General features: G+C 74.4%; 23 protein-coding genes and 1 riboswitch. Of the genes, 14 read left to right on the top strand and 9 right to left on the bottom strand.

The features are described from left to right. Window positions 1–4: 4 nt before the first annotated feature. The 4 genes from IEY56_RS18605 to IEY56_RS18590 all read right to left on the bottom strand — a co-directional run bounded on the left by IEY56_RS18605 (window position 5) and on the right by IEY56_RS18590 (window position 4,188). On the bottom strand, window positions 5–700 hold the full coding sequence (locus IEY56_RS18605; protein WP_373292123.1) for an SCO2322 family protein: 696 nt from the start codon (window positions 698–700) through the stop codon (window positions 5–7). 23 nt (window positions 701–723) lie between these two features. Then, window positions 724–2,052: an SCO2321 family membrane protein gene (locus IEY56_RS18600; RefSeq protein WP_189038362.1), complete on the bottom strand. Its 1,329-nt coding sequence runs from the start codon at window positions 2,050–2,052 to the stop codon at window positions 724–726. Window positions 2,053–2,256: 204 nt separating this feature from the next. After that, window positions 2,257–2,321: riboswitch (cobalamin riboswitch) on the bottom strand. Between the two features lie 55 nt (window positions 2,322–2,376). Further along, window positions 2,377–3,192 carry a class I SAM-dependent methyltransferase gene (locus IEY56_RS18595; protein WP_229712012.1) on the bottom strand — a complete coding sequence of 272 codons (816 nt, stop codon included), beginning with the start codon at window positions 3,190–3,192 and terminating at the stop codon, window positions 2,377–2,379. 267 nt (window positions 3,193–3,459) lie between these two features. Then, entirely contained in the window at window positions 3,460–4,188 is a 729-nt protein-coding gene (locus IEY56_RS18590; protein ID WP_189038361.1) for a GntR family transcriptional regulator, read from the bottom strand. Between the two features lie 106 nt (window positions 4,189–4,294). On the opposite strand from IEY56_RS18590, the gene IEY56_RS18585 reads away from it, so the two are divergent. The 3 genes from IEY56_RS18585 to IEY56_RS18575 are packed head-to-tail and all read left to right on the top strand — an operon-like array spanning window position 4,295 to window position 6,698. Further along, window positions 4,295–5,047, top strand: a complete 753-nt coding sequence (locus IEY56_RS18585) for a LamB/YcsF family protein (protein ID WP_189038360.1) — start codon at window positions 4,295–4,297, stop codon at window positions 5,045–5,047. Beyond that, window positions 5,044–5,790: a 5-oxoprolinase subunit PxpB gene (pxpB, locus tag IEY56_RS18580; RefSeq protein ID WP_189038359.1), complete on the top strand. Its 747-nt coding sequence runs from the start codon at window positions 5,044–5,046 to the stop codon at window positions 5,788–5,790. The genes IEY56_RS18585 and pxpB overlap by 4 nt, the downstream gene beginning before the upstream one ends. Continuing rightward, window positions 5,787–6,698: a 5-oxoprolinase subunit C family protein gene (locus IEY56_RS18575; RefSeq protein WP_189038358.1), complete on the top strand. Its 912-nt coding sequence runs from the start codon at window positions 5,787–5,789 to the stop codon at window positions 6,696–6,698. The genes pxpB and IEY56_RS18575 overlap by 4 nt, the downstream gene beginning before the upstream one ends. A gap of 38 nt (window positions 6,699–6,736) precedes the next feature. Here IEY56_RS18575 and IEY56_RS18570 read toward each other — a convergent pair whose 3' ends face one another. After that, window positions 6,737–7,345 carry an MBL fold metallo-hydrolase gene (locus IEY56_RS18570; RefSeq protein ID WP_189038357.1) on the bottom strand — a complete coding sequence of 203 codons (609 nt, stop codon included), beginning with the start codon at window positions 7,343–7,345 and terminating at the stop codon, window positions 6,737–6,739. A gap of 484 nt (window positions 7,346–7,829) precedes the next feature. Between IEY56_RS18570 and IEY56_RS18565 the strand changes: the two genes are divergently transcribed. The 3 genes from IEY56_RS18565 to IEY56_RS18555 all read left to right on the top strand — a co-directional run bounded on the left by IEY56_RS18565 (window position 7,830) and on the right by IEY56_RS18555 (window position 11,154). Then, entirely contained in the window at window positions 7,830–9,167 is a 1,338-nt protein-coding gene (locus tag IEY56_RS18565; protein ID WP_229712030.1) for a glycosyltransferase family 4 protein, read from the top strand. A gap of 110 nt (window positions 9,168–9,277) precedes the next feature. Continuing rightward, a complete protein-coding gene (locus tag IEY56_RS18560) occupies window positions 9,278–10,090 on the top strand; it encodes a class I SAM-dependent methyltransferase (protein ID WP_189038356.1) in 813 nt (270 codons plus the stop codon). Beyond that, window positions 10,087–11,154 (top strand): prenyltransferase/squalene oxidase repeat-containing protein, encoded by a 1,068-nt coding sequence (locus IEY56_RS18555; protein WP_189038355.1) that lies wholly within the window; start codon window positions 10,087–10,089, stop codon window positions 11,152–11,154. Before IEY56_RS18560 ends, IEY56_RS18555 begins: the two co-directional genes overlap by 4 nt. An 81-nt stretch (window positions 11,155–11,235) precedes the next feature. Here IEY56_RS18555 and IEY56_RS18550 read toward each other — a convergent pair whose 3' ends face one another. The 3 genes from IEY56_RS18550 to IEY56_RS18540 all read right to left on the bottom strand — a co-directional run bounded on the left by IEY56_RS18550 (window position 11,236) and on the right by IEY56_RS18540 (window position 14,151). Then, a complete protein-coding gene (locus IEY56_RS18550) occupies window positions 11,236–12,135 on the bottom strand; it encodes a DUF5336 domain-containing protein (protein WP_189038354.1) in 900 nt (299 codons plus the stop codon). Window positions 12,136–12,428: 293 nt separating this feature from the next. Then, window positions 12,429–13,403, bottom strand: a complete 975-nt coding sequence (locus IEY56_RS18545; RefSeq protein ID WP_229712011.1) for an N-acetylmuramoyl-L-alanine amidase — start codon at window positions 13,401–13,403, stop codon at window positions 12,429–12,431. Window positions 13,404–13,425: 22 nt separating this feature from the next. Then, window positions 13,426–14,151, bottom strand: coding sequence for a class I SAM-dependent methyltransferase (locus IEY56_RS18540; RefSeq protein WP_189038353.1), 726 nt, complete (start codon window positions 14,149–14,151; stop codon window positions 13,426–13,428). Between the two features lie 177 nt (window positions 14,152–14,328). Between IEY56_RS18540 and IEY56_RS18535 the strand changes: the two genes are divergently transcribed. The 4 genes from IEY56_RS18535 to IEY56_RS18520 all read left to right on the top strand — a co-directional run bounded on the left by IEY56_RS18535 (window position 14,329) and on the right by IEY56_RS18520 (window position 18,808). Further along, entirely contained in the window at window positions 14,329–15,072 is a 744-nt protein-coding gene (locus IEY56_RS18535) for a molybdopterin-dependent oxidoreductase (protein ID WP_229712010.1), read from the top strand. An 82-nt stretch (window positions 15,073–15,154) separates the two neighbouring features. Continuing rightward, entirely contained in the window at window positions 15,155–15,865 is a 711-nt protein-coding gene (locus IEY56_RS18530; RefSeq protein ID WP_268241335.1) for a cytochrome b/b6 domain-containing protein, read from the top strand. 65 nt (window positions 15,866–15,930) lie between these two features. Further along, complete coding sequence (locus tag IEY56_RS18525; protein ID WP_189038351.1) at window positions 15,931–17,520, top strand: MFS transporter; 1,590 nt, start codon at window positions 15,931–15,933, stop codon at window positions 17,518–17,520. Window positions 17,521–17,929: 409 nt separating this feature from the next. Continuing rightward, a complete protein-coding gene (locus IEY56_RS18520; protein ID WP_189038350.1) occupies window positions 17,930–18,808 on the top strand; it encodes a MaoC/PaaZ C-terminal domain-containing protein in 879 nt (292 codons plus the stop codon). 255 nt (window positions 18,809–19,063) lie between these two features. On the opposite strand, the gene IEY56_RS28945 is transcribed toward IEY56_RS18520, so the two are convergent. Next, on the bottom strand, window positions 19,064–20,932 hold the full coding sequence (locus tag IEY56_RS28945; RefSeq protein WP_189038349.1) for a hypothetical protein: 1,869 nt from the start codon (window positions 20,930–20,932) through the stop codon (window positions 19,064–19,066). A gap of 285 nt (window positions 20,933–21,217) precedes the next feature. On the opposite strand from IEY56_RS28945, the gene IEY56_RS18510 reads away from it, so the two are divergent. The 4 genes from IEY56_RS18510 (at window position 21,218) to IEY56_RS18495 (ending at window position 25,748) form a co-directional block, all read left to right on the top strand. After that, the gene (locus tag IEY56_RS18510) at window positions 21,218–22,141 is read left to right on the top strand and encodes a Nif3-like dinuclear metal center hexameric protein (RefSeq protein WP_189038348.1); all 924 of its coding nucleotides are present in this window, start codon (window positions 21,218–21,220) and stop codon (window positions 22,139–22,141) included. Beyond that, window positions 22,138–22,881 (top strand): zinc ribbon domain-containing protein, encoded by a 744-nt coding sequence (locus IEY56_RS18505; RefSeq protein ID WP_189038479.1) that lies wholly within the window; start codon window positions 22,138–22,140, stop codon window positions 22,879–22,881. The genes IEY56_RS18510 and IEY56_RS18505 overlap by 4 nt, the downstream gene beginning before the upstream one ends. Further along, complete coding sequence (locus tag IEY56_RS18500; protein WP_189038347.1) at window positions 22,878–24,104, top strand: bifunctional RNase H/acid phosphatase; 1,227 nt, start codon at window positions 22,878–22,880, stop codon at window positions 24,102–24,104. The genes IEY56_RS18505 and IEY56_RS18500 overlap by 4 nt, the downstream gene beginning before the upstream one ends. A gap of 222 nt (window positions 24,105–24,326) precedes the next feature. Continuing rightward, complete coding sequence (locus tag IEY56_RS18495) at window positions 24,327–25,748, top strand: MFS transporter (protein ID WP_189038346.1); 1,422 nt, start codon at window positions 24,327–24,329, stop codon at window positions 25,746–25,748. Window positions 25,749–25,786 lie beyond the last annotated feature (38 nt).

Below are 25,786 nucleotides of genomic sequence, written 5' to 3'. Positions count from 1 at the left end.
GGCGTCACCCGCGGCGGCGCGACTGCCGTACCGCGGCCGCGGCGAGGACCGCGATCGCGGCGGCACCCGCCGCGATCCCCGCGACGGGACCGAGACCTACCGTCCCGTCGCCGTCCGCGCCGCTGCCCACGTCCCCGTCGCCGCCGGGGCGGCTGTCCTCACGGGACCCGCCCTCTCCGCGGACCTGCTCACCGCAGCCGCGCGCCGGGTAACCCTCGACGGCGCACAGCAGCGCGTCCGAGTTGTAGCGCAGCGGCTTCGCCACTCCGGCGAGAGCCTCGGCGGCGTTCGCGTCCGCGTCGACGCTGGCGCACGCGGTACGGGACTTCGGCGGGCGCTCGCCGTCCGGGGCGTCGGCGGCGGTGCCGAAGTCGAGGCGCAGGGCGACGCGTTTGCGGCCCTTCCGCTCGCGGGTGTCCGCGCACGCGGCGGCGAAGTCCGCGCTGCCGCGGGGCTTCGCGGCGTCCTGCGAGTTCTCGCTCAGCGCGAATCGGAAGCCGAGCACGGAGCCGTCCTCGGGGCGGAGGACGGACGGCCCCTGCGTGGCGTACTTCCAACTGCCGCTGCCGCCGCGCTCCCAGAACGACCAGTACCGGTAACTGCCGCCGTCCTGCTGGGGAGCCGCGACCGCCGCGGCGGCCGGCACGGCACCGGCGGACGCCGACACGGCCAGGACGACGCCGAGCCGGACTAGGTGCACGCCGCGTCCCGCACGCCGCGCCCTCACAGCCCCTGACGCTTCCGCCGCCCGCTCAGCAGGATGCCGACGCCCGCGCCGGCTGCGATGCCGGCACCGACGAGCGACCACTTCGTGAAGTCGCCGCCGTCCTCCTCGCCGTTCCCGCCGCCGTCCGCGTCGGGCATGCGGGCGGGGCGCGGGCCCGTGGCGTTGAGGCGTTCGAGCAGAGCGGTCTTCCCGAGCTTCGCGGCGTCGCCTCCCGTGGCGTGTACGGCCAGCATCACGCCGCCGATCGCCGCGGGGTCGTTGCGGGACTTGTCCCACTTGCCGAGCCCGCCGGCGAGCCAGTCCAGCGACTTCTCCGCCTCGGCCCGGTGGCCGCCCGCGGCGAGGGCGATCACCGCGTCGGCGGTGTTCCCGTAGTCGGGGCCTCCCTCGGCGCCCGGTGTCACGGCGCGCAGATGGCCGCCGCCCTTCTTCAGCACGGCGGCCAGGTACGCGGCGCCGGCCTCCGCCGCCTCGGTCCGTCCCCCGGGGAGCTTCCCGTCGCCGTCCTTGCCGTCCTTGCCGCACTTCGGCGGTTCGAGCGGACGCTGCTTCCGGGCCTTGCCCTTCGCCGTCCCGCCGCCGTCGCCTTCACGGGCGCCGACGAGCAGGCCGGAGCCGAACCCCGCGAGCGTGGCGGCCGCTGTGGCGTCGCCGTTCGCTTCGAGCTCGCCCTTCTTGCCCGGCTGGTAGGCGTAGGCGCCGCGGTCGGACTCGTCGGCGTCGCAGCCGAGTTGGAGCTTGCGCAGCGCGTCGTACGGGGAGTCGCCGTCCTTGCGTATGCGCTCCGCGTCGCGGCCGGCCGCCGAGTAGGCGCCTATGACGACCGACACCGAGTTGGCGTCGCTCGGGCTGCCGGGGTTGTAGCCCCAGCCGCCGTCCTCGTTCTGCACCGACTCCAGCCAGTCCAGCGAGTCGCGTACCGTCCCGCCCCGGCCGCCCACGGCGGAGAGCGCCTGCACGGCGAGCGCGGTGGCGTTGGTGTCGCTCGGGGTCTTCTTCGCGTCGCACTCGGCGCCGGGGTCCGCGCGGTAGGACGTGAACGAGCCGTCGTCGCACTGCTGCCGCGCCAGCCACTCCACGGCCTCGGCGGCCGGCTTCGCGCCGGCGGCCTTCTGGGCGAGGAGGGCGACGGACTGGCGCCACACGCCGTCGTACTTGGGGTCGGACTTCCCGTAGAGGCCGTCGGGCAGCTTGCCGGCCGGCGCGGCGGCGGATCCGGGGGCCGCTGCCGCGGATCCCGCGGCGCGGGCGGATGCCGCCGGTGCCGTGACGGCGCAGAGCGCTGACGCCGCTGCTATGACTGCGAAGCTCCGGCGCACGAACATGGGGGTGCCTTTCGGTGAGCGGTACGCAGCCGTGCTCGGCCGCCCCGCCCGCCGGGCGCGTGCACCTGCGCTCGGTCGTGCGGCACACCCGGCTCAGCTCCGTAAACCTCGACGGTGGGAGCCGCCGCCCCCCGCTTTCCGGCGGGATGCCGCGGCTCCGCGAGCCCTGCCGACGACCGGGTGCTCCGGCTCACGGGCCCGCACGGTCCTCCGTGCTCGCGGGCGCCGTTCACGGTTGCGGGTCAGCGCCGGATTCACACCGGCTTCCCTCGATCGGCGGCGATGTCTGCACCGATACTCTAACCGGCCGCCTCCCGGGACCCCTCAGCCCGCCGCCGGGGCCTCCGCGTCCGCTGCGGGGGCGGCTCGTCCCTCGACGAAGGCGAAGCGGTCGGGGAAGTGCAGGACGCCGCCGGGACGTACGGCCGCGCTCCCGGCCATCTCCTCCAGCCCGTCGGCGAGTTCGGCGTCGGAGAAGGTGGAGAGCACCGACATCCAGCGTCCCGCGACCAGACGCATCCAGTGGTCGCGTTCGACGGCGACGGGGAACTGCGCGTAGGTGGTGCGGGTTCCGAGGCCTGCGCGGCGCAGCGCCGCCTCGATGTGCTCCGGCTCGGGCTGGTGGGCGGCGAAGCGGTCAAGCGCCGCGCGGAAGAGGGGGTATTCGAGCTTCGGCGGCAGCGTCACGATGAGGATCCGCCCGCCCGGCGCGAGCCGCCGCGCCAGGCCGGACAGCGTCGACGGCAAATCCGGGAAGTGGTGCACCGCCTCCTTGATGAGGACGGCGTCGAACTCCGGGCACGGAAGCTCAAGGGGACCGCCCGGCCCGCGGGCCCCCTCCGCGAACTCCTCCGCCGTCGCCCGCAGGGGCAGGAGGCGCGGATCGTGCGGCAGCCGGTCGAGCATGGGCTGCGAGGGGTCGACGCAGACGACAGGTGTCTCCTCGTCGGCGTACTCCAGCAGACGCCGCAGGAAGAGCCCCGTACCGGCGCCGATGTCGGCCGTGCGCTCGCCGCGCCGCAGCCGGAGGCGGGAGACGATCTGCCGCTCCATCCAGTCGAGGTATTCGGGCCGGCCGGCCCACGTGGAGTCGTAGGCGGAGGCGAGACGCGAGTAGTGGCGTTCGAGGTCCGCGTCCACTGCCGGGCCACCTCCCTGCTCGTTCGCGCTGCCCGCGCTGCCCGCGCTGCCCGCGCTGCCCGCGCGGCGCGCCGCAGGCGCCCTCGCCGGTCGGCGGCTGCCAGACCGGGGCCCGGCGGCGGACCGGGGCCGCGCACCTTCCGGGTTCTCATCCGTCCGGGGGTCACACACGGGACGGGACGTGCCCCGCGGACGGCGGCTCCTTCCCGGGGTTGAAGCACGGCCGGGAGCCGCGCGACGTGAGGCCGCGCTACTCGGGCGGATCGTTCAACGAAGGCCGGAGCCGGAGCCGTGCGCCGGCTGCTCCGGGTAGGCCTCGATCACCTGCCGCCGCGAGTCCTCCAGGTAGTAGCCGAGCATGCGCTCGGCCGCGGCCGCGTCGCCGTTCTCCAGCGAGGTGAGGATCTCGCGGTTGCGGGCGAGGTAGGGCTCGTAGAAGCGGCGGGGATCGTCCATCACATGGAAGGCCAGGCGCAGTTCGGCCAGGACGCCGCGCATCAGGTCGTCGGTGCGCTCGCTGCCCGCGAGACCGGCGAGGGCCTGGTGGAAGTGGATGTTGGCGGTGCCGCAGTCGTTCCACTGGCTTCGGGCCGCGGCCTGCTCGCCGGCCTCGACCGCGGCGGCGACGTCCTTCAGCGGGTGGGGCGGCTCGCCCAGGCCCCGGACGGCCGCGCACTCCACGAGCTTCCGCACCCGGTAGATGTCCGCGATGTCCGCCGCCGAGAGGACCCGTACGAACGCGCCCTTGTTGAGCCGGTGGACGAGCAGCCGCTCGTGCGTCAGCAGCCGGAACGCCTCACGGAGAGTGTTGCGGGAGACACCGAGGGCGCTGCCGATGCGCTCCTCGGACAGCCGGACACCGGGGAGGAAGAAGCCCTGGGCGATGCGCTCGCGCAGGATGCCGGCGACGCGCTCGGCGGTGCTGGTGCGCCCCAACAGAGCCCGGTCGGCGGCGAGTTCGGTCAGCTCCAGGCCGGAGCCGGCGTCGGCGGTCATGGTGTTCTTCCTTCGTGCGGCTGGTCCGCCCCAGTGAATCCCACAAGTGCAGGCTAGACAACATCCCCCTTGCCGTATTGTTCAACAATCCCGTAGGTTGACAGGGATGATCGACCTCAACGCCGACCTCGGAGAGGGCTTCGGGCGGTGGCAGCTCACCGACGACGACGCCCTGCTCACCTCGGTCACCAGCGCCAACGTCGCCTGCGGATTCCACGCCGGGGACCCCGTGACCATGCGCCATGTCTGCGAGCGCGCCGTTGCCGCGGGCGTGAGCATCGGGGCCCAGGTCTCCTACCGCGACCTGGCGGGCTTCGGACGCCGCTCCATGGACGTACCCGCCGCCGACCTCGCAGCCGAGGTCGCGTACCAGATCGGCGCTCTGGAGATCTTCGCCCGCGCGGCGGGCTCCGCCGTCCGCTACGTCAAGCCGCACGGAGCGCTCTACAACCGCTGCGTGCGGGACGCCGGGCAGGCAGCGGCCGTCGTCGAGGGCATCCGCCTGGCGGGCGGGACCCTGCCCGTGCTGGGGCTCCCCGGTTCGGAACTGCACTCCGCCGCGGCGGCCGCCGGGCTGCCGGTCGTGAACGAGGCGTTCGCCGACCGCGGTTACCGTCCGGACGGCACGCTGGTGCCCCGCACCGAGCCCGGCGCGCTGCTCGACGACCCCGAGCGGATCATCGCGCGCTGCTTCGCCATCGCCCGCGGCGAGGAGGTCACGGCCGTCGACGGCACGCCCCTGCGGCTGCCCGCCCGCTCGCTGTGCCTCCACGGGGACACCCCCGGCGCCGCACAGCTGGCCCGCCGGATCCGGGCCGAGCTGGGCGGCGCGGACGTCACGCTGAAAGCCTTCGCATGACCGGCACGGACACGGGAGCGGAGAGCCGGGCCGCCGTCACGCGCGCGGGTGACGGACACAGGGCGGCGGACGCCGCACCCCGGCCGGTCGTGCTCCCCGTCGGCCGGGACGCCCTGCTCGTGGAGTTGCCCGACGGAGAGGTGGCCGAGGCGTTCCACGCCGAGCTGCTCCGCCGCCGCGACGCCGGCCGCCTGCCGGAGGTCACCGAGATCGTGCCGGGCGCACGCACCGTACTGCTGGACGGGCTGGCCGAGCCGCAGCGGCTCGCCGCGTCGCTGGCCGAGTGGGACGTCCCCCCGCTCGTGCGCAGCGCCGGGCCCGCTGTGGAGATCCCCGTCCGCTACGACGGGCCCGACCTGGACGACGTCGCCGCGATGTGGGGTGTCGCCCCCGAAGAGGTCGCCCGGATCCACGCCGCCACCGACTTCCGGGTGGCCTTCTGCGGCTTCGCCCCCGGATTCGGCTATCTGACGGGGCTGCCGGAGAAGTACCACGTACCGCGCCGCTCCGATCCGCGCACCCGCGTCCCGGCGGGCGCCGTGGGGCTCGCCGGGCCGTACACCGGCGTCTACCCGCGGTCCTCGCCCGGCGGCTGGCAGCTCATCGGCACAGCCGTGCGCACCGTGCTGTGGGACACCGAGCGCGAGCCGGCAGCTCTGCTCGCACCGGGCACGCGGGTCCGCTTCGTCCCGGAGGACGGCACCGGAGCGGCACCGCGGCCTGAGGAGGGGGACGACGCGTGAACGCCGTGGAGCTGCACGTCGTCCGCGCCGGGGCTCTGACCACCGTCCAGGACCTGGGCCGCCCCGGCCACGCGCACCTCGGCGTGCCCCGGTCGGGCGCGCTGGACGAGCCGGCCCATCTGCTCGCCAACAGGCTCCTCGGCAACCCCGACGGCGCCGCGACCCTGGAGACGACGGTGAACGGCTGCGCCGTGCGCGCCGTCGCCGGGGACGGTGCCGCTGTCCGCGCGGCGGTGACGGGCGCCTCCTGCACGGTGAGCGTCGACGGGCGGCCCGCGCCCTGGGGTGTGCCGTTCCGGCTACCGGCGGGCGCGGTGCTGGAAGTGGGCCCCGCCGGCTTCGGGGTGCGCTCCTACCTGGCCTTCTCGGGTGGAGTCGACGCGGAGCCCGTCCTGGGCAGCCGCTCCACCGACCTGCTCTCCGGGCTCGGCCCGGGCCCGCTGCGGGACGGAGACCGCCTCCCGCTCGGCGGGAGCACCGCGTCCGGCGGGCACGACGGCGCGGTCGCCGCCCACGCCGATGCCGCACCATGGGCCGCCCCGCCCCGGGAGCTGCTGCTGCCCGTCGTCCCGGGGCCCCGCGCGGACTGGTTCACACCCGAGGCGCTGCGCACCCTGCTCACCGGCGAGTACCGGGTCTCCGCCGACAGCAACCGCGTCGGCCTGCGGCTCGAAGGGCCCGTCCTCGAACGCGCGGAGCCGGCCGAACTGCCCAGCGAGGGCATGGTGGCGGGTGCCCTCCAGGTGCCGCCCGAGGGGCGTCCCGTCGTCTTCCTCGCCGACCACCCCGTCACCGGGGGCTACCCGGTGATCGGCGTCGCGCTGCGGGGGGCCCTCGCCGCGGCGGCGCAGGCGGTACCCGGTACGCCTGTCCGCTTCACGCCGGCGTCGGGGCAGCCGCCCGTCTGAGGCGTTCCCTGACCGAGTCTGCTCAGGATTCGCCCCGCTCAAAGGGTTTCGCCCGGCCGGAGGTACCGGTAGCCGGAGTCGGTCTCCCCGGCGAGCCAGCCGTTGACGCTGCTGAGCCCGCGTTCGTCGAGCTGCCCGTCGTGTACGGCGAACGCCCGCCGGGGCCCGACCGCGTCGACGAAGCCGATCGCCTCCGCGGTGCTCATCCACGATCCCTGTGCCGGAACCATGAGCGTGTCGACCGGCACTTCGGGCACGTGCAGCGAGTCCCCGGGGTGGTAGACCGTGTCCGGCCAGTCGGACTCGACGATGTAGCCGAGGTTCGCGCAGTCGGGCCTGCCGCCGTAAACGAAGGCGTGACGACCGCCGACCGCCCGTACGCGGAAGCCTGCGGCGGTGAACTCCCCACCGGAGGACACCCCGACCACCTCCAGGCCCGGGATGTCCGCCTCGGCGGGGGCGTAGACCGGCACGCCGAGCCCGGCGAGGCGGAGGACGTCGACGTGGTCCGCGTGCTCGTGCGTCACCAGTACGGCGTCGGCGCCGGTGAGGGCCGCGGGCTCGCTCCACGTCCCCGGATCGATGACGAGCACGCGGCCGTCGTGTTCGAGCCGTACACATGCATGGGTGTACTTGGTGATCCGCATGGGTGCGAACGTACCGACTCCGAACCTGGCCCATCCCCTCAATGCGCCCGGGTGCCAGGAGGCGTGCGGGGAGCGGGAGTTCGGCGGACGGGACGGCGGCGGGCCGTTCGCGGTCCCGGGGCGGGCGGCCGCGGCCGTTCGTCCTGCACGCAGAGCTCCGCGACGTCCGTGGTTCCGGCGGCGCGGCGGCGCGGCGGACCGTCGTGGGCGCCGGGTGGCGCGAATCACCCGCTCCCGGTGCTCGGAGAAAGTGACTGGCCGGTAAATTCTTGCCCCGAGGGTCGGAGCGGCCCGGCCGGCCCGGCCTTCCGTCAACGTGCGGGGCATCCGGCGGCTACGCTCCGGCGAAGCACAGCCATGAAGGGGGCCGTGAGTGACCGCAGAGGCCGTACGGGACGCCCGTACCGGTTCGACTGCCGGGGCCGGCCCCGGCGGGTCCGCCGCCCGGGTCCAGGAGCCGGAATCGCCTGCCGGAACGTCCGCGGTGGCGGGCGCCGAGCCGGCCTCCGTGTCCGGCCTGTACGGGAGCGGCGGCGAAAGACCTCTGCGCATCGCCATGTTGAGCTACAAGGGCAACCCGTTCTGCGGCGGCCAGGGCGTCTACGTGCGCCACCTGTCCCGCGAACTGGCCAGGCTGGGGCACAGCGTCGAGGTGCTCGGCGCCCAGCCCTACCCCGTGCTCGACGAGGGCGTCACCCTCACCGAACTCCCCAGCCTCGACCTGTACCGCCAGCCCGATCCCTTCCGGACGCCGGGCCGCGGCGAGTACCGGGACTGGGTGGACTGGCTGGAGGTGGCGACGATGTGGACCGGCGGCTTCCCGGAGCCCCTCACGTTCTCGCTGCGCGCCCGCCGTCATCTCGCCGCCCGGCGCGGCGAGTTCGACGTCGTCCACGACAACCAGACGCTCGGCTACGGCCTGTTGGGCGATCTCGGTGCCCCGCTGGTCACGACGATCCACCATCCCATCACCGTCGACCGGCAGTTGGAGCTGGACGCCGCCACGAGCCGCCGTGCCCGCGCGTCCGTGCGCCGCTGGTACGGCTTCACGCGGATGCAGCGGCGCGTGGCTCGGAGGCTGCCGTCGGTGCTCACCGTCTCCGGCACCTCCGGGCAGGAGATCACCGACCACCTCGGCGTGCGTCCGGAGCGCATCCACGTCGTCCACATCGGCGCCGACACGGAGCTGTTCGCGCCCGACCCGGCGGTCCCCGAGGTGCCCGGACGCATCGTCACCACCTCCAGCGCGGACGTGCCCCTCAAGGGCCTCGTGCATCTGGTGGAGGCACTCGCCAAGCTGCGTACGGAAGTCGAGGACGCGCACCTCGTCGTCGTCGGAAAGCGCCCTTCGGAGGGGCCCGTGGCGGACGCGATGCGGCGCTACGGACTCGAGCACGCCGTGGAGTTCGTCAAGGGCATCAGCGACGCCGAGCTCGCCGGCCTGGTCCGCACGGCCCAAGTCGCCTGCGTGCCCTCGCTGTACGAGGGTTTCTCGCTGCCCGCGGTGGAGGCGATGGCGACGGGCACTCCCCTGGTCGCCACCACGGGCGGGGCCCTGCCGGAGGTCGCCGGCGACGACGGCGACACGTGCCTGGCCGTGCCGCCCGGCGACGCGGGCGCTCTGGCCGCCGCGCTGGGCCGCCTGATGGGCGACCCCGAACTCCGCGTCCGGCTGGGAACCGCGGGGCGCGAACGGGTGCTGAGCCGCTTCACCTGGGAGCAGGCCGCCCGGGGCACTGCGGCGCACTACCGCGCCGCCCTCGCCGGACGCCCGCACGCCGCCGCACACCGGGACGGGCCGGTGCTGAGCGTGCCGCGCTGAGCCCTCCGTCACGGCAGGCGGCCGCCCGCCCGCCTGCCGTGCGACCGCCCGCCTGCCGTGCGACCGCCCCCGCCCTCTCCGCCAACTCGCCGAAAGCAGAGGCAGACACAGTGCTGACCGTCGACTTCTCCCGCTTCCCGCTCGCACCCGGAGACCGTGTACTCGACCTCGGCTGCGGTGCCGGGCGGCACGCTTTCGAGTGCTACCGGCGCGGAGCACGCGTCGTCGCTCTCGACCGCAACGCGGAGGAGATCCGCGAGGTCGCCTCCTGGTTCGCCGCCATGGCGGAGGCGGGGGAGGCGCCCGCGGGCGCGAGCGCCACCGCCATGGAGGGAGACGCGCTGGCGCTGCCGTTCCCGGACGACAGCTTCGACGTCGTGATCATCTCCGAGGTCATGGAGCACATCCCCGACGACAAGGGCGTGCTGGCGGAGATGGTCCGCGTGCTGCGGCCGGGCGGCCGGATCGCGGTGACCGTCCCGCGCTACGGGCCGGAGAAGGTCTGCTGGGCCCTCAGCGACGCGTACCACGAGGTCGAGGGTGGTCACATCCGCATCTACCGCGCCGACGAACTGCTGCGGAAGATGCGGGAGTCGGGGCTCCGCCCGTACGGGACGCACCACGCTCACGGGCTGCACTCGCCGTACTGGTGGCTCAAGTGCGCGTTCGGAGTGGAACGCGACGGGGACGAGGCGGCGCTGCCGGTGCGGGCCTACCACAAGCTGCTGGTCTGGGACATCATGAAGAAGCCGCTGGCCACGCGGCTGGCGGAGCGGGCGCTCGACCCGCTCATCGGCAAGAGCTTCGTGGCGTACGCGACGAAGCCGCACCTGCCCGCCGGCGTACCGGACCCCGCAGCCGCCGCCGACGGGACCGCCGCCGCCACCCCCGGGGCACAGGCAGCCGGCCGGGGGAAGGCGTGACGAGCCCGGAGCGCACCGAACGCCTCGTACTGGACGGCGTGCTGACCGCCGAGCAGGCCGGTCAGACCGTCAGAGGGCTGCTGGCGGTGCAGCGCGCGGACGGGGCGATCCCGTGGTTCCGCGGCGGCCACCTCGACCCCTGGGACCACGTCGAGGCGGCCATGGCCCTCGACACGGCAGGCGAACACGAAAGCGCCGGCGCCGCCTACCGCTGGCTCGCGGAACACCAGCTGCCCGACGGCTCCTGGTACGCCGCCTACGCCGACGGGGACGCCTCCCGGCCCACCGACCGGGCACGCGAGACCAACTTCTGCGCGTACATCGCCGTCGGCGTCTGGCATCACTACCTCTCCACCGGCGACGAGGCGTTCCTGGAGCGCATGTGGCCCGCCGTCGTGTCCGCGATGGAGTTCGTGCTGCGGCTGCAGCAGCCCGGCGGGCAGATCGGGTGGAAGCGGGAGCCCGACGGCACACCCGTCACCGATGCCCTCCTCACCGGATCCGCCTCCGTGCACCAGGCGCTGCGCTGCGCGCTCGCGCTCGCCGAGCACCGCGAGGAGAGCCAGCCCGGCTGGGAGCTGGCCCTGGGGCAGCTCGGGCATGCCGTGCGCTGCCACCCGGAGCGGTTCCTCGACAAGTCCCGCTACTCGATGGACTGGTACTACCCCGTCCTCGGCGGGGTGCTGCGGGGCGACGAGGCCAGGGCCCGCATCGACGAGGGGTGGGACCGGTTCGTCGTGCCCGGCCTGGGCGTGCGGTGCGTGCTGCCCAACCCCTGGGTCACGGGCGGTGAGAGCGCCGAACTCGCCCTGGCCCTCTGGGCGATGGGGGAGTCGGACCGGGCGCTGCAGATACTCAAGTGGGTGCAGCACCTGCGCGCCGAGGGCGGTCTCTACTGGACGGGCTACGTCTTCGAGGACGACGCCGTCTGGCCGGAGGAGCTCACGACGTGGACGGCCGGCTCGCTGCTGCTGGCCGTCGCCGCACTGGGCGGCGACGAGCCCACCGTCCAGGTCTTCGGCGGCGAACGCCTCCCCGACGGGCTGCCGCCGGACTGCTGCTGACGCGACAGCGGCGAGGGCCCTCTTCCCGGAGCTCCGGGAAGAGGGCCCTCGCCGTCCGTGGTTCGGGCGCGGCCGCGCGACTCAGCCGCGCTGGATGCCCGAGGTGTCCTGCAGGACGCCCCTGCGGCCGTCCTGCGTCTGCGCGACGAGCGCCGAACCGCGCTGGTCCACGGCCAAGTACCAGGTGCCCGGGGCGAGTTCCGCGACGGGCTGCTGTCCGCCGTCCTCGCCGAAGAGCGGGCGCGTGACGGGCACGGCGAACCAGAACGGCTGGAAGTTCGGGTCCGGGGCTCCTCCGCCTGCCGCCGGACCACCACCCTGCTGCGGCTGACCGGGCTGCCCCGGCTGCGGCCCGCCCGGCTGGGGCTGCCCCGGCTGGGGCCCGCCCGGGTAGCCGTAACCGCCCTGCGGCTGCCCGCCGTACGGACCCTGCTGGCCGGGCTGACCCGGGTACCCGTAGCCGCCCGGCTGCCCGCCGTACGGCGTGGGCTTCGGCTTGGGCGCCGGGAGCAACTGGGCCTTCATCGCCGGCACCAGCGAGCCGGCGACCGCCGCCGCGGCGAGGAGCAGCGAGAAGAGCAGCGTCAGGTACGCGCCGACGCCCAGCGCCCAGTTCTCGTTGGGGTCCGCCGCCCCGTCCGGCTGGTCCAGCACGGGCAGCATCACCGACACCAGCGACCACACGCCGGTCCACGCCACCACCAGGCTCAGCACCAGGCCCCACTGGTCCAGCGCGATCCCGAGGAGCTTGCGGCCCTCCGGCAGCAGCCGGGCCGCGACGAACAGCGCCGCGGCGACGAGCCCGAGCAGGTGCACGCTCGGCAGCATCGGCAGTGTGGCCCGGGACCAGGCGGAGACGCTGCAGGAGTCGATGGGGCAGTCACGATCGAGATCGAAGAACGGAAGGAAGGAAGCGATCAGCAGCAGCACCGCTGCCCCGATCACCGCGCCATCGCCTCGTGTGAGCGAGCGGATGTTCACGTGGGGTCCTTAGGAGGTTTCAAGAGGTCTTGTTCCGGGCCGGGTAGCACCCCATCGTACGGACGGGCCGGGCGCCCGGCAGGGCGGGTCGCCTTCCGGACGGGGACGCGCGAACGGCTCCGTACGGGACCGCTCGGAGGGTTCCGTACGAGACCGGTCGCGAGCCGGGTTCCGCGAGGTTTCGCGCCTCCCCGCGCGGGGCGGACGGGAGCACCGGGGCGGCGACTGCTGTGCGGGGTTCGCTGCCGGGCCGCTGGTCCGCCGGTCCGCCAGGAGAGGCCGGCACGCGTGCTTCAGGACTTGGGCCTTCCCTCCAGGAACTCCGCGACGCCCTCGGCGACTCCGCGTGCCGCACGGTCACGCCACTCGCTGTCGGTGAGGCGCTTCGCGTCCTCGGCGTTGCGCATGTTCCCGCACTCCAGGAAGACCTTCGGGACCCGGCTGAGGTTGAGTCCGCCCAGGTCGCCGCGGGTGTCCAGGCCCTTGCCGTCTCCGATGTAACGGGCGGGCCTCTCGTCGGTGGACTCGCGGAAGGCGGCGACCAGTTCACGTCCCAGGACGCGCGAGGGCCCGGCGATGGCGCGGGTGTCGGCGGCCCCCTCGTCCACGGACTCGGGAAGGATCACGTGGAAGCCCCGCTCACGCGCCGGCGCGCCGTCGGCGTGCAGCGAGACGGCCGCGTCGGCGCCGGCCTCGTTGCCGGCTTTCGCGCGGGCGTCGACGCACGGCCCCCACGCGCGGCCGCCGTCGTGCGTCAGCTTCACCGTGGCGCCTTGCCTCTCCAGGCCGTTGCGGACCCGGCGGGCGAGGTCGAGGGTGAACTCCGCCTCCGCGTAACCGGATTCGGTCGCGGTGCCGGTGGTGTCGCACGCCTTGCGGGAGGTGCCGATGCCGACGGTGCGGTTGATCTCCGCCGCGTGGTCGCGGTTGCGCGGGTTGTGGCCGGGGTCGATCACGACGGTCCTGCCCGCGAGGGGCTTCCGCTCCGGCCCGGGCGGACGCGTCGCCTCACCGCCGTCTCCGGACGGACGCCCGTCCGACGCCTGCGAGTCCTCCTCCGACGACCCGGGAGGCGGCAGCAGTGTGGGCGCCGCCTTTCCCTCCCCGGAGCCCCCGCCGGCGGCCTGCATGATCAGCCACGCCGCGAAGGAGGCCGGCAGCAGCACGGCCACGACCGCGGCGGCATGCCTGCCCCGCGCGGCTCCGGGCCGGGGAGCCCAACGGGTCCCCGGCGGCTGCTCGTTCGGTGGCGGACTTCCCTCATGCACGTCAGGGATGCTACGGGCTCCGTCAGATTCCCGGGCCGGTACGCCGCAGAACGCGCAACGAGCCCGTCACCGAGACCTCCTCGAAGGCACCGGAGGCCAGCGCACGGCGGTAGATCCGGTACGGCGCCCTGCCGCCGTCGGCGGGGTCGGGGAAGACGTCGTGGATGACAAGGAGGCCGTCCCGCGCGATGTGCGGTGCCCAGCCCTCGTAGTCGGCCGTGGCGTGCTCGTCGGTGTGGCCGCCGTCGACGAACACCATCCCCAACTCGCCTCCCCACACGGCCGCGACGCGCGGCGAGCGGCCCACCACGGCCACGACGTGCTCCTCGAGGCCCGCCTCGGCCAGCGTCCGGCGGAAGACGGGCAGCGTGTCCATCAGCCCGCTGTGCGGGTCGACGACCTCCGGGTCGTGGTACTCCCAGCCGGGCTGCTGCTCCTCGCTGCCCCGGTGGTGGTCGACGGTGACCGCCGTGACGCCCGCGGCGCGGGCGGCGTCCGCGAGCAGCACGGTGGAGCGTCCGCAGTACGTGCCGATCTCCAGCAGCGGCAGACCCAGACGTGCCGCCCGTACCGCCGCGGCGTACAGGGCGAGGCCCTCGTCGGCCGGCATGAAGCCCTTGGCGGCTTCGAAGGCGGCGAGTGAGGCGGCAGCGGGCCGTGCGGACTCAGCTGCTCCGGGCCCCGCTGCTTCCGGCCCGGGTGCGGCTTCCGGTGCTGCGGGCTCCGGCGCCCTGCTGGCCTGCGTCATCTGGATCCTCCGGCGGCGCGACGTCGCCGCCCATGCTGCCCCACCCGCTCCGCGGCCCGGCGGGCGGGCCGGAAGCCGCACGCCCGCCTGCCCTCCGGTGCCGGGAAGATGACGGAACTCTGACGCATGCGCAACAAAGCTGGCGCGTCCTGCCCGCGCGATGCTCGAATCACTCCCGTGGACACACCGACCCCGCACAACTCCCCAGCCGACGGCCAGGGTTCACCCGTGGGCCGGAGGGTGGTGTTCGGCATGCTCGGCCTCGGAGCGGCCGGGCTCGTGGCCGCCCCCCAACTGCAGCGCGGCATGGAGGGCGTCCTGGGCGCCGTCTCCGGCAAGGACCCGACGGGGGTGAGCGGGCTGCTGCCCAACGGCGGCGGATTCCGCTACTACTCGGTGGCCTCGTCCGTCCCCCGCAAGGGCAGCGGCGACTACGCCCTCACGGTCGGCGGGCTCGTCGAACGCCCCGGCCGGTACAGCCTCGCCGAACTGCGCGACCTCCCGCAGCGGCGCATGGTCCGCGACGTGCAGTGCGTGACGGGCTGGCGCGTGCCGCGGACGCCCTTCGAGGGGGTGCGCCTCTCACAGCTCCTCGAAGCGGCCGGCGTAAGCCCCGGCGCGGGAGCCGTCCGCTTCACATGCTTCGACGGCGTGTACAGCGAGAGCCTCACCCTGAAGCAGGCCATGCGCGACGACGTCCTCGTCGCGCTGCGCATGCGGGACAAGCCGCTCAGCCACGCGCACGGCGGCCCGGTGCGGCTCTACGTCGCGCCCATGTACTTCTACAAGTCGGCGAAGTGGCTCTCCGGCATCACCGTCACCCGCGATGTGCGGCCCGGCTACTGGGAGAAGCGCGGATACGACGTCGACGCCTGGGTGGGGAAGTCGAACGGACGTGACGATGCTCCGACAGCAGCCTGAACACCCGGACCCGGCCCGCGCGGAACCGGACGCGCCCGCCCCGCCTTCCGGCGGCCCGGGCAGCCCCCGGCCCTCCGGCACCGTGCTGCGCTTCGCCCGCGCCGTGCGCTGGTGCCACCACGCCACGGCGGTGCTCATGGCGCTGTGCGTCGGCTCGGCGCTGTGCCTGTACATGCCGGTGCTGGCCGAACTCGTGGGCCGCCGAGCCCTGGTGGTGACCGTCCACGAGTGGTCGGGGCTGGCTCTGCCCGTGCCGCTCCTGCTGGGGCTGGCCTCCCGCCCGCTCCGTGCCGACCTGCGCCGTCTCAACCGCTTCGGACCGCACGACGGGCGGTGGCTCAGGGCCGCGCTGCGCGCCCGCCGTCCGCATCCGGGCCGCTGGGAGCAGTGGGAGGCGGGCAAGTTCAACGCCGGGCAGAAGGTGTTCGCCGCCTGGATCGCCGGAGCCGTGCTGGTGATGACCGGCACCGGCCTCCTGATGTGGTTCACCGGGCTGGCGCCGCTGGTCTGGCGCACGAGCGCCACGTTCGTGCACGACTGGCTCGCGCTGGCCGTCGGCGTCGTCCTCGCGGCGCACGTCGCGATGGCCGCCGCGCGCCCTGAGGCCCGCAGGGCGATGCGCACGGGCTGGGCGGACCGCGCCTGGGCCCGGCGCGAGCATCCGCTGTGGGAGCCCGCTGACGGCACCGCCGGCTCTTCCACCGCCGGCTCCGATGACCAGGCCGTCAGCGGCTCCCTTTCCCGGCGGGAGAGCGGCAACGGGGGCGGCACGGGCATCCGGCCGGACGCCTGACCGGCCTCTCCCGTACGCCGGATACCCGATGGGCGGTCCGACGGCCGAGTGCGAGCATGGCCACTATGTCCTCCTCCGCCCAACCCCGGCCGGGCGACCGCTCCGGCGACCCCGACGACGGCTGCGCCCCGAGCGGCGGCGGGGCGGAGACACGGCCCGCCCGCATGTGGATCGTCGTGCTCGCGGCGTGCGTCGGCCAGTTCCTCGTGGTCCTGGACGTCTCGGTGGTCAACGTCGCTCTGCCGTCCATGGGCACCGGCCTCGGGATGGACGCGGCCGGCCTGCAGTGGGTCGTCAACGGCTACACGCTCACCTTCGCCGGCTTCATGCTGCTGGGCGGCCGGGCCGCGGACATCTTCGGCCGGAAGCGCGTCTTCCTGCTGGGTCTCGCGCTGTTCACCGTCGCCAGCCTCCTGGGCGGGCTCGCCCGGGAACCGTGGCAGCTCCTGGCCGCGCGCGGGCTGCAGGGCACGGGTGCGGCGGTGCTCGCCCCGGCGACGCTGACGATCCTCTCCACCTCCTTTCCGCAGGGCCGCGCCCGTACCCGCGCCATCGCCACCTGGGGCGCCGTCGGTGCCGGAGGCGGAGCGGCCGGCGGGTTCGTGGGCGGTGTGCTCACGGACATGCTGTCGTGGCGCTGGGTGCTGCTGATCAACGTGCCGGCCGGTGCCCTCGTGCTGGTCGCCGCCTCCCTGTGGCTGACGGAGGCCCGGGACCCCTCGGCTCCGCGGCGGCTCGACGTGCCGGGCGCCGTGCTCGCCACCGCGGGACTCGGCGCGCTGGCCTGGGGCATCGTGCGGACGGAGTCCGCGGGCTGGTCCTCGGCGGACGCCCTCGTTCCGCTCGCCGCCGGGCTGGTCCTCCTCGGGGCGTTCCTCGCGGTGGAGGCGCGCACCGCGGCGCCGCTCATGCCGCTGCGGCTCTTCCGCCGGCGTGCCGTATCGGCGGCGAACGCGGCGATGTTCGTCTGCGGCGGAGCGATGTTCTGCATGTGGTACTTCATGTCCCTGTACATGCAGAACGTGCTGCACTACTCGCCGCTGCAGGCCGGGTTCGGGTTCGTGCCGCAGTCGCTCAGCATCGTCGTCGGCGCCAAGACCGCCCCGTACCTGATGACGCGGATCGGCGCGCGCAACGTGGCGCTCGCGGGGGTGCTGCTCGCGGGGGCCGGAACGCTGTGGCAGAGCGGCATGCACGCCGGCGGCGGCTTCCTTGAGACGGTCACGGGGCCCGGCGTGATGATGGCCCTCGGCGCGGGCATGGCGACGACTCCGCTGGCCTCCGCGGCCATGTCCCAGGCGCCTCCCGGCGACGCCGGGCTGGTGTCCGGGCTCGCCAACACCTCGCGGACGGTGGGCGGTTCGCTCGGGCTCGCGGTGCTCTCGACGGTCGCTACAGCCCGCATCCAGGGAGCCGGAACCCCGGAGGCGCTGGCGTCCGGGTACGGCCTCGCCTTCCGCACCGCCACCGGCATCCTCGTGATCTGCGCGCTGCTGGTGCTCTTCGCGATGCCCCGGCCGGAGCGCGAGCCCGGAGAGTCCGGTTCGGAGGAGCCAGATCCGGGAGAGCCGGCCTCGGGGAAGCGCGGCCCCGGAAATCGCGAGCGGCGGCGGAAGGACGAGGAGCCCACGGCCGGGCACGCCGGAAAGAGCTGAGCGGCCGGGGGCGGCCACGGGGCCGGGCCGTACGCCGCCGGAGTGCGGAAGTGGCGTGCGCCGCGGCCCGGTTGGCCGGTTCCGAGCCGGCCGTTCGCCGGCTCCGAGAGCGAGCCGCGCGGGTACGGCGCCCGCCCTGTGCCCGGCGGTGCGGCCGTCCCGGCCGCCCGGGCCGTTGTTCCGGAAGCGCGCCGAATGCGGAATGCTGGTGCCGATCTCGCCCTCCGCGCGCGCTGCGGCTCCGAGCACGGCCCGTCCTTCCGGGGGCGGGCCGCATTCCGGCCGGGGCGGCAGCCGTACGCTTCCGGCGGGGTCGTGCGGGTGCCAGGAACGAGCCGCACTGGAACCGAGCCGTACAGCCGGTCCGCGAGGACGGCGGGTACGGACATGCCGAAGGAGCCGAGAAGCGATGCCCATCGACGTCGAACGGGCCGTGTCCGCAGGGCCGGGCAGCACCCGGATCAGCTGGGGACACAAGGACGTTCAGCTCTACCACCTGGGGCTCGGCGCGGGCGTACCGGCGACCGAGCCGGGCGAGCTGCGCTACACCCTGGAGAGCCGCCTGCACGTGCTGCCCAGTTTCGCCACCGTGGCCGGCGGCGGCCTCGGCGTCATGGCGGGGCTGTCGGCACCGGGCATCGACGTGGACGCGGCGTCGGTGCTGCACGGAGCCCAGACGGTGCGCACGCACCGGCCGATACCCGTCGAGGGCAGCGCGGAGCAGACGTCGTCGGTGGCCGCCGTGTACGACAAGGGCAAGGCCGCGGTCATCGTGCTGCGTTCCGAAACCGCGGACCAGGACGGCCCGTTGTGGACGTCGGAGTCCCAGCTGTTCGTCCGCGGGGAGGGCGGATTCGGGGGCGAACGCGGGCCGTCACCGCGTACCGAGGTGCCCGAACGCAGCCCCGACCGCGAGGTGCGCCGCGGCATCCGCGAGGAACAGGCCCTGCTCTACCGCCTGTCGGGGGACTGGAATCCGCTCCACGCCGATCCGGAGTTCGCCAGGCTCGCGGGCTTCGAGCGTCCCATCCTGCACGGGCTCTGCTCGTACGGAATGGTGCTCAAGGCCGTCGTCGACACGGTGCTCGACGGCGACGTGTCGCGCGTGAAGGGCTACAGCACTCGCTTCTCCGGGGTCGTCTACCCGGGCGAGACACTGCGCGTGAGCATGTGGACGCAGAGCGAGGGCGGCGCCGGACGAGGTGCCGGCAGCGTGCAGTTGGCCGTCACGGCCGTCGAGCGGAACGAGGCTCCCGTGCTGACGGACGCGGTGGTCGAGCACTCCTGAGACGTCTCCCGGCGACCGAACCTTCCAGCGACCGCACGCTCCTCACGCCGCACGCTCGGTACGTGGACTTCGTGCGGGGGCGGCCGCCGGCCACGCTCCTCCTGCCGGGCGAGAAGGCCGCTGACGCCGGACACTTGCCGTTCCTCGCGGTGCCGCATTCGCGCGGCCGGAATCGGCGGGCCGCCGGCCGCCGCGCACCGTCTGGCGCGCGGCGCGTACCGGTTCGGGCCCTGGCGCAGTGCCGGGACCTTCCGCTCACGCCGTATGCGTCGGGACCGACTCTCCCGGCAGGGGCAGGGACGTCGGCAGCGGCGCGTCCTGCAGCGGTACGGGCCGACGGGGGCGGCCGAGGGGCCTGCGCTGCCGGTCCGGCGGCCCGGAGGGCGCACTCGGAGCGGGTGAACGGCCCTCAAACGCGGGGGGATACTCCACGGCGGGCGGGCACGGAACGCCGGTGGAGCCCGGCGGGTTGGGCGCCGCCGCTTCCGGTGCCTCCTGCCGGACCGGCGGGCCCTGGCGGAACGGCGCGTTCTCCAGGGGGAGCCGCGGCGGGGGCGGGATTCCCGCCGGGCCGGCGGGGAGTTCCGCGCTCTCCGCGGCGGTCTCCTCGGGCGCGGGAGGGCCCGCATGCATTCCGGTGCCGGAGGGCGGCCCCTGTCCCGGGCCCCGTCGCGCGTCCGGCTGCGGCTCGGCAGCGGCCTCGGGCTGCTGAACGGCGTGGGGAGACACCGGCGTCGGGGCCGGCGGAGAGACCTGGGAAGGAGCCGGGGGAGGAACCGGCTGGACGCCACCGTCCGGGACGGCCACGGGCTGCGCCTCGGAGTCGGCGCCCGCGCCGGCCTCGGTTCCCGTTTCGGCACCGGAGTCCGCGCCGGCCCGGGAGCCCGCGGCAGCCCCGGCGTCGGCGGGAGGCTCTTCCCCGTAGCGAGGCCGTGAGGGCGACTCCCCCTCTCCGTCGCCGTGGAGGGCCCCGCCCCCGCCGTGGAGGGCTCGAGACTCGGCGCCCCGCTCGGAAGTCCCGCCCGGCCCATTACCGGGACCAGTCCCGGTTCCGGTGCCCGCGACGGTGGGCCGCGCCTCGTCCGCCGGGTTGCGGCCCCGCATCCGCAGCCGCGCGAGCCCGCACGGCACGTGCGCCGTGGCACAGGGAAGCCGCAGTTCGCCCTCGCGCGTCCACACGCCCTTGCCCGGCAGCCAGCCGCCGGGCGCCCGGAACCTGCGCAGCTCCTTCTGCATGGGGCGCCACACGCCGAGCCAGGCGCCGCCTGCCCGCGACCCGGTCGTCTGCCCGTGCAGCGCCACGGCGCAGCTCTCCGGCAGCAGCATCTGCCCCGGCTGGACGGCGAACGGGGTGAGCAGCGCGTCCTCGGGGTGCAGCGATTCGGGGAACCGCACGGGCCGGTGGCTGCCGAGCACTCCCCAGCCCAGCCGCGCCTCCCCGGGGGCGTTCGACCGCACGATCAGCAGCCCGCTGTCGATGTCGGCGAGCAGCAGGCGGTCGTCGCTGTCGTCCGTGATCTGCAGCAGCGGGGTGACCTCGCCGTGCCGGGCGAAGTCGACCGCGACGGTCTTCGTGCGCCCCGTGCCCGTGGTGTCCGTACGGTCCACCGCGAGGAGCCTCCCCTCGCGGTCCAGCCAGGCCCCGCCCGAGCAGCGCCCGGGCACCTCGGCGAGGAGCCGCGGAATTCCCTCGCCGCCTCCGGCCACGAGCCATACGCCGGTGCTGCGCTCGCCCGGGGTCAGCGCGTACGCGCGCCTCCCGCAGGGGGCGGGGGGCAGCAGCGCGAGGTGCTCGGACTCGACCGCTCCCAGGGGGAGTTCACCCGTGGCGGGACCGGTCGGATAGAGCAGCGCCAGCGAGTAGCGCCCCGTCTCCCGCCGGGCGATCAGGACCCTTCCGTCGGACAGGGGCAGCACCTGGCTGCCGGCCTCCTCCGGGCGGTCGCCCGGGAGCGGCACCGCGTAGGGCTCCGGGCCGTCCAGGGTCCAGCGCTCGGGATACCAGCCGCCCTCCGCCGACGCGTTGAGCCGTGCCGCGTAGGCGCCGTCAGCCGCGATCGTGAAAGTGGAGTGCCTTGCCGTCCGGCTGTCCGCCGCGATGCCCTCCGAGGCACAGGCAGTCATGGGTCGATCACCTCCAGTGAGGAAGCTAGGCGCCGTATCCCCGTCCGAACAATGCGAGTTCGCGCGCTTCACGCGGATGAGTGGCCGATGTGCGAATTGCCTGCGCGAGGCGCTCGGCATGTGCAAGCGGCACTCTGGATAAAGGGGTGCGAAGCGGGGCGCAGTGAGCGGTGCTTTCCGGGAGAGGGGAGCCGTGGAGGCCGCGACGTCCGCCTCGCGGGCACCTCCCGGGTGCCGTCGTACGGTGGCCGGATACCGGTCCTGCCTGGAAGGTAGCCTTTCCCCGTGCCCGAACTCTCCGAAGTCATCGCCGCGCTCGACGCCCTGTGGCCGCGCGAGCGAGCCGAGCAGTGGGACGCGGTCGGCACGGTCTGCGGCGACGTGGGCGCTCCCGGTGCACGGGTGGAGCGGGTCCTCTTCGCGGTCGACCCCGTGCAGGAGGTCGCCGACGAGGCCGTGGAGCTGGGTGCCCAACTCCTCGTCACGCACCACCCGCTGTACCTGCGGGGGACGACCACGGTCGCGGCGGACACCTTCAAGGGCCGCGTCGTCCACACGCTCATCCGCAACGGCGTCGCGCTGCACGTCGCCCACACCAACGCCGACACCGCGGACCCGGGCGTCTCCGACGCGCTCGCCGGGGCCCTGGATCTGCGGGTGCTGGGCCCTCTCGTGCCCGACCCGTCGGACAGCGCGGGCCGCCGCGGGCTGGGCCGCGTCTGCGAACTGCCGCGCCCCATGCGGCTGTCGGAGCTGACGGTATGGGCCGCCGAGCGGCTTCCCGTCACGGCGCAGGGCATCCGCTCCGCCGGCGAACCGGACCGCACGGTACGCACGATCGCCGTGTGCGGCGGATCGGGCGACGGCCTCTTCGCGGAGGTGCGGGCGGCCGGTGTCGACGCCTACCTGACGGCCGACCTGCGTCACCACCCCGCCTCCGAGGCGCGGGAGCACTCACCCCTCGCGCTGCTGGACGCCGCCCACTTCGCCACGGAGTGGCCCTGGTGCGAGCAGGCCGCCGCCCAGCTCGACGAGATCTCCGACCGGCACGGCTGGGGCCTGCGCACGCACGTCTCCCACACCGTGACCGACCCCTGGACAGCCCACGCGGCCTCCGGTGCCGCGCCCACCGAATCCGCAGCCGCCCCTGCCCGCCCTGGTGCGGGCCGGGGCGACTCCGACGAACTCACCCCGGGAGCCCCCAACTGAAAGCCGCGCCCGCCGACCAGATCCGGCTGCTCGATGTCCAGGCGCTGGACACGCGCCTCGCGCAGCTCGCGCACAAGCGCAAGAGCATGCCGGAGCACGAGGAGATCCAGACCCTGGAGGCCGACCTCGCCCAGCTCCGCGACCTGCTCGTCGCCTCCCGCACCGAGGAGAGCGACACCGCGCGTGAGCAGGCGAAGGCCGAAGGCGACGTCGACCAGGTGCGCCAGCGCGCCGCCCGCGACCAGAAGCGGCTCGACTCGGGCGCCGTCACCAACCCCAAGGACCTGGAGAGCCTGCAGAGCGAGATCGCGTCCCTGGCCAGGCGGCAGGGCGACCTGGAGGACGTCGTCCTCGAGGTGATGGAGCGCCACGAGGCCGCGCAGGAGCGCGCCGCGGAACTCGCGCAGCGCGTGGACGCGGTGCAGGCGAAGGTGGAGGACGCCGGCTCCCGGCGCGACGCGGCGGTGGAGGGCATCGACGCCGAGTCCGCGTCGGTGCGCAAGGAGCGCGACGTGGTCGCCGGCACCGTTCCCGAAGACCTGCTGAAGCTGTACGAGAAGATCCGCGAGCAGCAGGGGGGCGTCGGGGCGGCACGTCTCTTCCAGCGCCGCTGCGAGGGCTGCCGGCTGGAGCTGAACATCACGGAGCTCAACGACGTGCGCGGCGCCGCGGAGGACGAGGTCCTGCGGTGCGAGAACTGCCGCCGCGTGCTCGTCCGTACGCCCGAGTCCGGCCTGTGACGGCGGGACGGAGCGCCGGGGCCGGTCTCACCCTCGTCGTCGAGGCGGACGGCGGCTCGCGCGGCAACCCCGGCCCCGCGGGGTACGGCGCCGTCGTGCGGGACGCGGACAGCGGTCAAGTCCTGCGCGAGACGGCGGAGTACATCGGCGTCGCGACCAACAACGTCGCGGAGTACCGCGGGCTCATCGCGGGGCTGCGGGCGGCGCACGAACTGGCCCCGGCCGCCGAGGTGCTGGTGCGGATGGACTCCAAGCTGGTCGTCGAGCAGATGTCGGGCCGCTGGAAGATCAAGCACCCCGACATGCGGCCGCTGGCGGCGGAGGCGAAGGCGGTCTTCCCGCCGGGTTCCGTGATCCGCTACGAGTGGATCCCGCGGGCGAAGAACAAGCACGCCGACCGGCTCGCCAACGAGGCGATGGACGCGGGGAAGCGGGGCGAGCGGTGGTCGGCCGGCGAGTCCACCGCGGAGCTCGACGCCGCCGTTTCCGCCGTTCCCGACGCCGCCCCCGCAGCCGGCGTCCCCTCGGCCCGGGCGTCGGCGCCCGCGGAGGGGAGCGCCGCCGAGTCCGCGCCGTCCAGCGGCTGGGGCCCGGACCTCGGGCCGCCGACGACGCTCGTCCTGCTGCGTCACGGCGAGACCCCGCTGACGCCGAGCAAGCGCTTCTCCGGCAGCGGCGGCACGGACCCCGAACTCTCCGAGGCGGGGCGGCGCCAGGCCGACGCGGTCGCGGGGGCGCTCGCCGAACGCGGCACCCTGCAGGCCATCGTCAGCTCCCCGCTGCGCCGCTGCCGCGAGACGGCGGCCGCCGTCGCGAAGCGCACCGGGCTGGACGTCCGCATCGAAGAGGGCATCCGCGAGACGGACTTCGGCGCGTGGGAAGGTCTCAGCTTCGCCGAGGTGCGTGATCGCTACCCCGAGGACCTGGAGGCGTGGCTGGGTTCGACCGAGGTCCGTCCGACGGGGGGCGGTGAGAGCTTCGCCGAGGTCACGCGTCGCGTGGCGGTGGCGCGCGACAAGCTGCTGGCCCGGTACGCGGGCCGGAAGGTGCTGGTCGTCACGCACGTCACGCCGGTGAAGATCCTGGCGAGGCTCGCGCTGGGCGCCCCGCCGGAGTCGCTCTTCCGCATGGAGCTGTCGGCGGCGTCCCTGTCGTCCGTGGACTACTACGCGGACGGCACCGCGTCGCTGCGTCTGCTGAACGACACGGGGCATCTCCGCTGAGCTGAGGCCACCGCGATTCACACGCCGCCCCCGGCTTTTCCGTGCCCGCGTGCTCCGTTACCCGTCAGGCGACGTGTGCGCCGGGCCGGTTCCGGGGGCGCCACGCTTCTTCCCTGCGGGGTCTGTTGACCACCTACCGTCTGGTCGGTACGTTCACCGGACTGCGGCCGCCCCCCCTCACCGACGCCTCCCCACCGCATCCGACCCACCGGAGTGTGAAGCATGGATACGGCCTCATCCGGCTCCCCGGCGACCCCGCCCGGACCCCCGCAGCCCTCGCCTCAGAACAACCGCCGCAAGGTGGCCGCCGCGGCAGCGGCGGCCTCGGCGGTGGAGTGGTACGACTACTTCATCTTCGGCATCGCTGCCGCGCTCGTGCTCGGTGGCAAGTTCTTCCCCTCCAGCAGTCCCGTGGCCGAAGTCCTCTCCTCCTTCGCGACGTTCGCCGTCGGCTTCCTGGCCCGCCCCATCGGCGGCATCATCGCCGGTCAGCTCGGGGACAAGCGGGGCAGGAAGCCCATGCTCGTCATGGCGCTGACCGTCATGGGCGTCGCCACCACCGCCATCGCCCTGCTGCCCGGCTACGACCAGATCGGTGTCGCGGCTCCCATAGCGCTCGTGCTGCTGCGCGTCCTGCAGGGCGTGGCCGTGGGGGCGCAGTGGGGCGGTGCGATGCTCATGGCCACCGAGTACGCGCCCGAGGGGAAGCGCGGCCTGTACGGCAGCCTCGTCCAACTCGGTGTGCCCATCGGGGTGGTGACGGCCAACGTGGCGTTCCTGCTCACCGAGGCGCTCACCGACGATGCCGCGTTCGGCGCGTGGGGCTGGCGACTGCCCTTCGGGGTGGGCGTCCTCGTGCTGCTCCTCGCCTGGTACATCCACGCCCGTGTCGAGGAGACGCCGGAGTTCCGCGAGGCCGAGCGGGCGCTCGCCGAGCGTGAGCGTGCGGAGAGGGAGCGGAAGGAGGCGCTGAAGTCCGGCGGGGGGAAGGCCGAGGACCGTTCGCCTCTGCGTACCGTCCTCAGCGAGCACTTGGGGACCGTGCTGCTCGCGGGCGGCTCCTTCGCCGTCAACACGGCCACCTTCTACATCATCATCACCGGCGTCCTGGACTACACGACGCGCGACCTGCACATGGAGCGCGGCTCCGTACTGACGGTCTCCCTGCTGGTCAGCCTCACCCAGCTCGTGCTGATACCGGCTTCGGCGGCGGTCTCGGACCGTCTGGGACGGCTGCCCGTCTACACGGCGGGCGCGCTCGGGATCTTCCTGTGGGCCGTGCCGATGTTCCTGCTCATCGACACCAAGTCGCTGTGGCTGCTCGGCCTCGGCACCTTCGTCACCAGCTGCTTCCTCAGCATCATGTACGGGCCTCAGGCGGCCCTCTTCGCCGAGCTGTTCACGGCCGAGATGCGGTACACCGGCGCCTCGCTGGGATACCAGTTCGCGGCGGTGGTCGGCGGCGGGCTGGCGCCGTTCATGATGGTGCTGCTGCTGGAGGTCAGTGGCACGTCGATGGCGGTGTCCGGCTACATCATGCTGCTCGCGCTCGTCGCGCTGGCCTCGATCGCGGTACTGCACAAGCGGGCACGCGCCCGGCAGTCGGCCGCCGCGGCGGAACGGCCCGAGGCGGAACCCGCCTGACGCCACCGGATGTCCGAAAGCCGCTGAGGTGCTTGCGG

The sequence above is a fragment of the Streptomyces daqingensis genome, from assembly GCF_014645895.1.
GTDB lineage: Bacteria > Actinomycetota > Actinomycetes > Streptomycetales > Streptomycetaceae > Streptomyces > Streptomyces daqingensis.
Note: the sequence above shows the minus strand (reverse complement) of the source record. Positions and strands in the feature narration are given on the sequence as shown.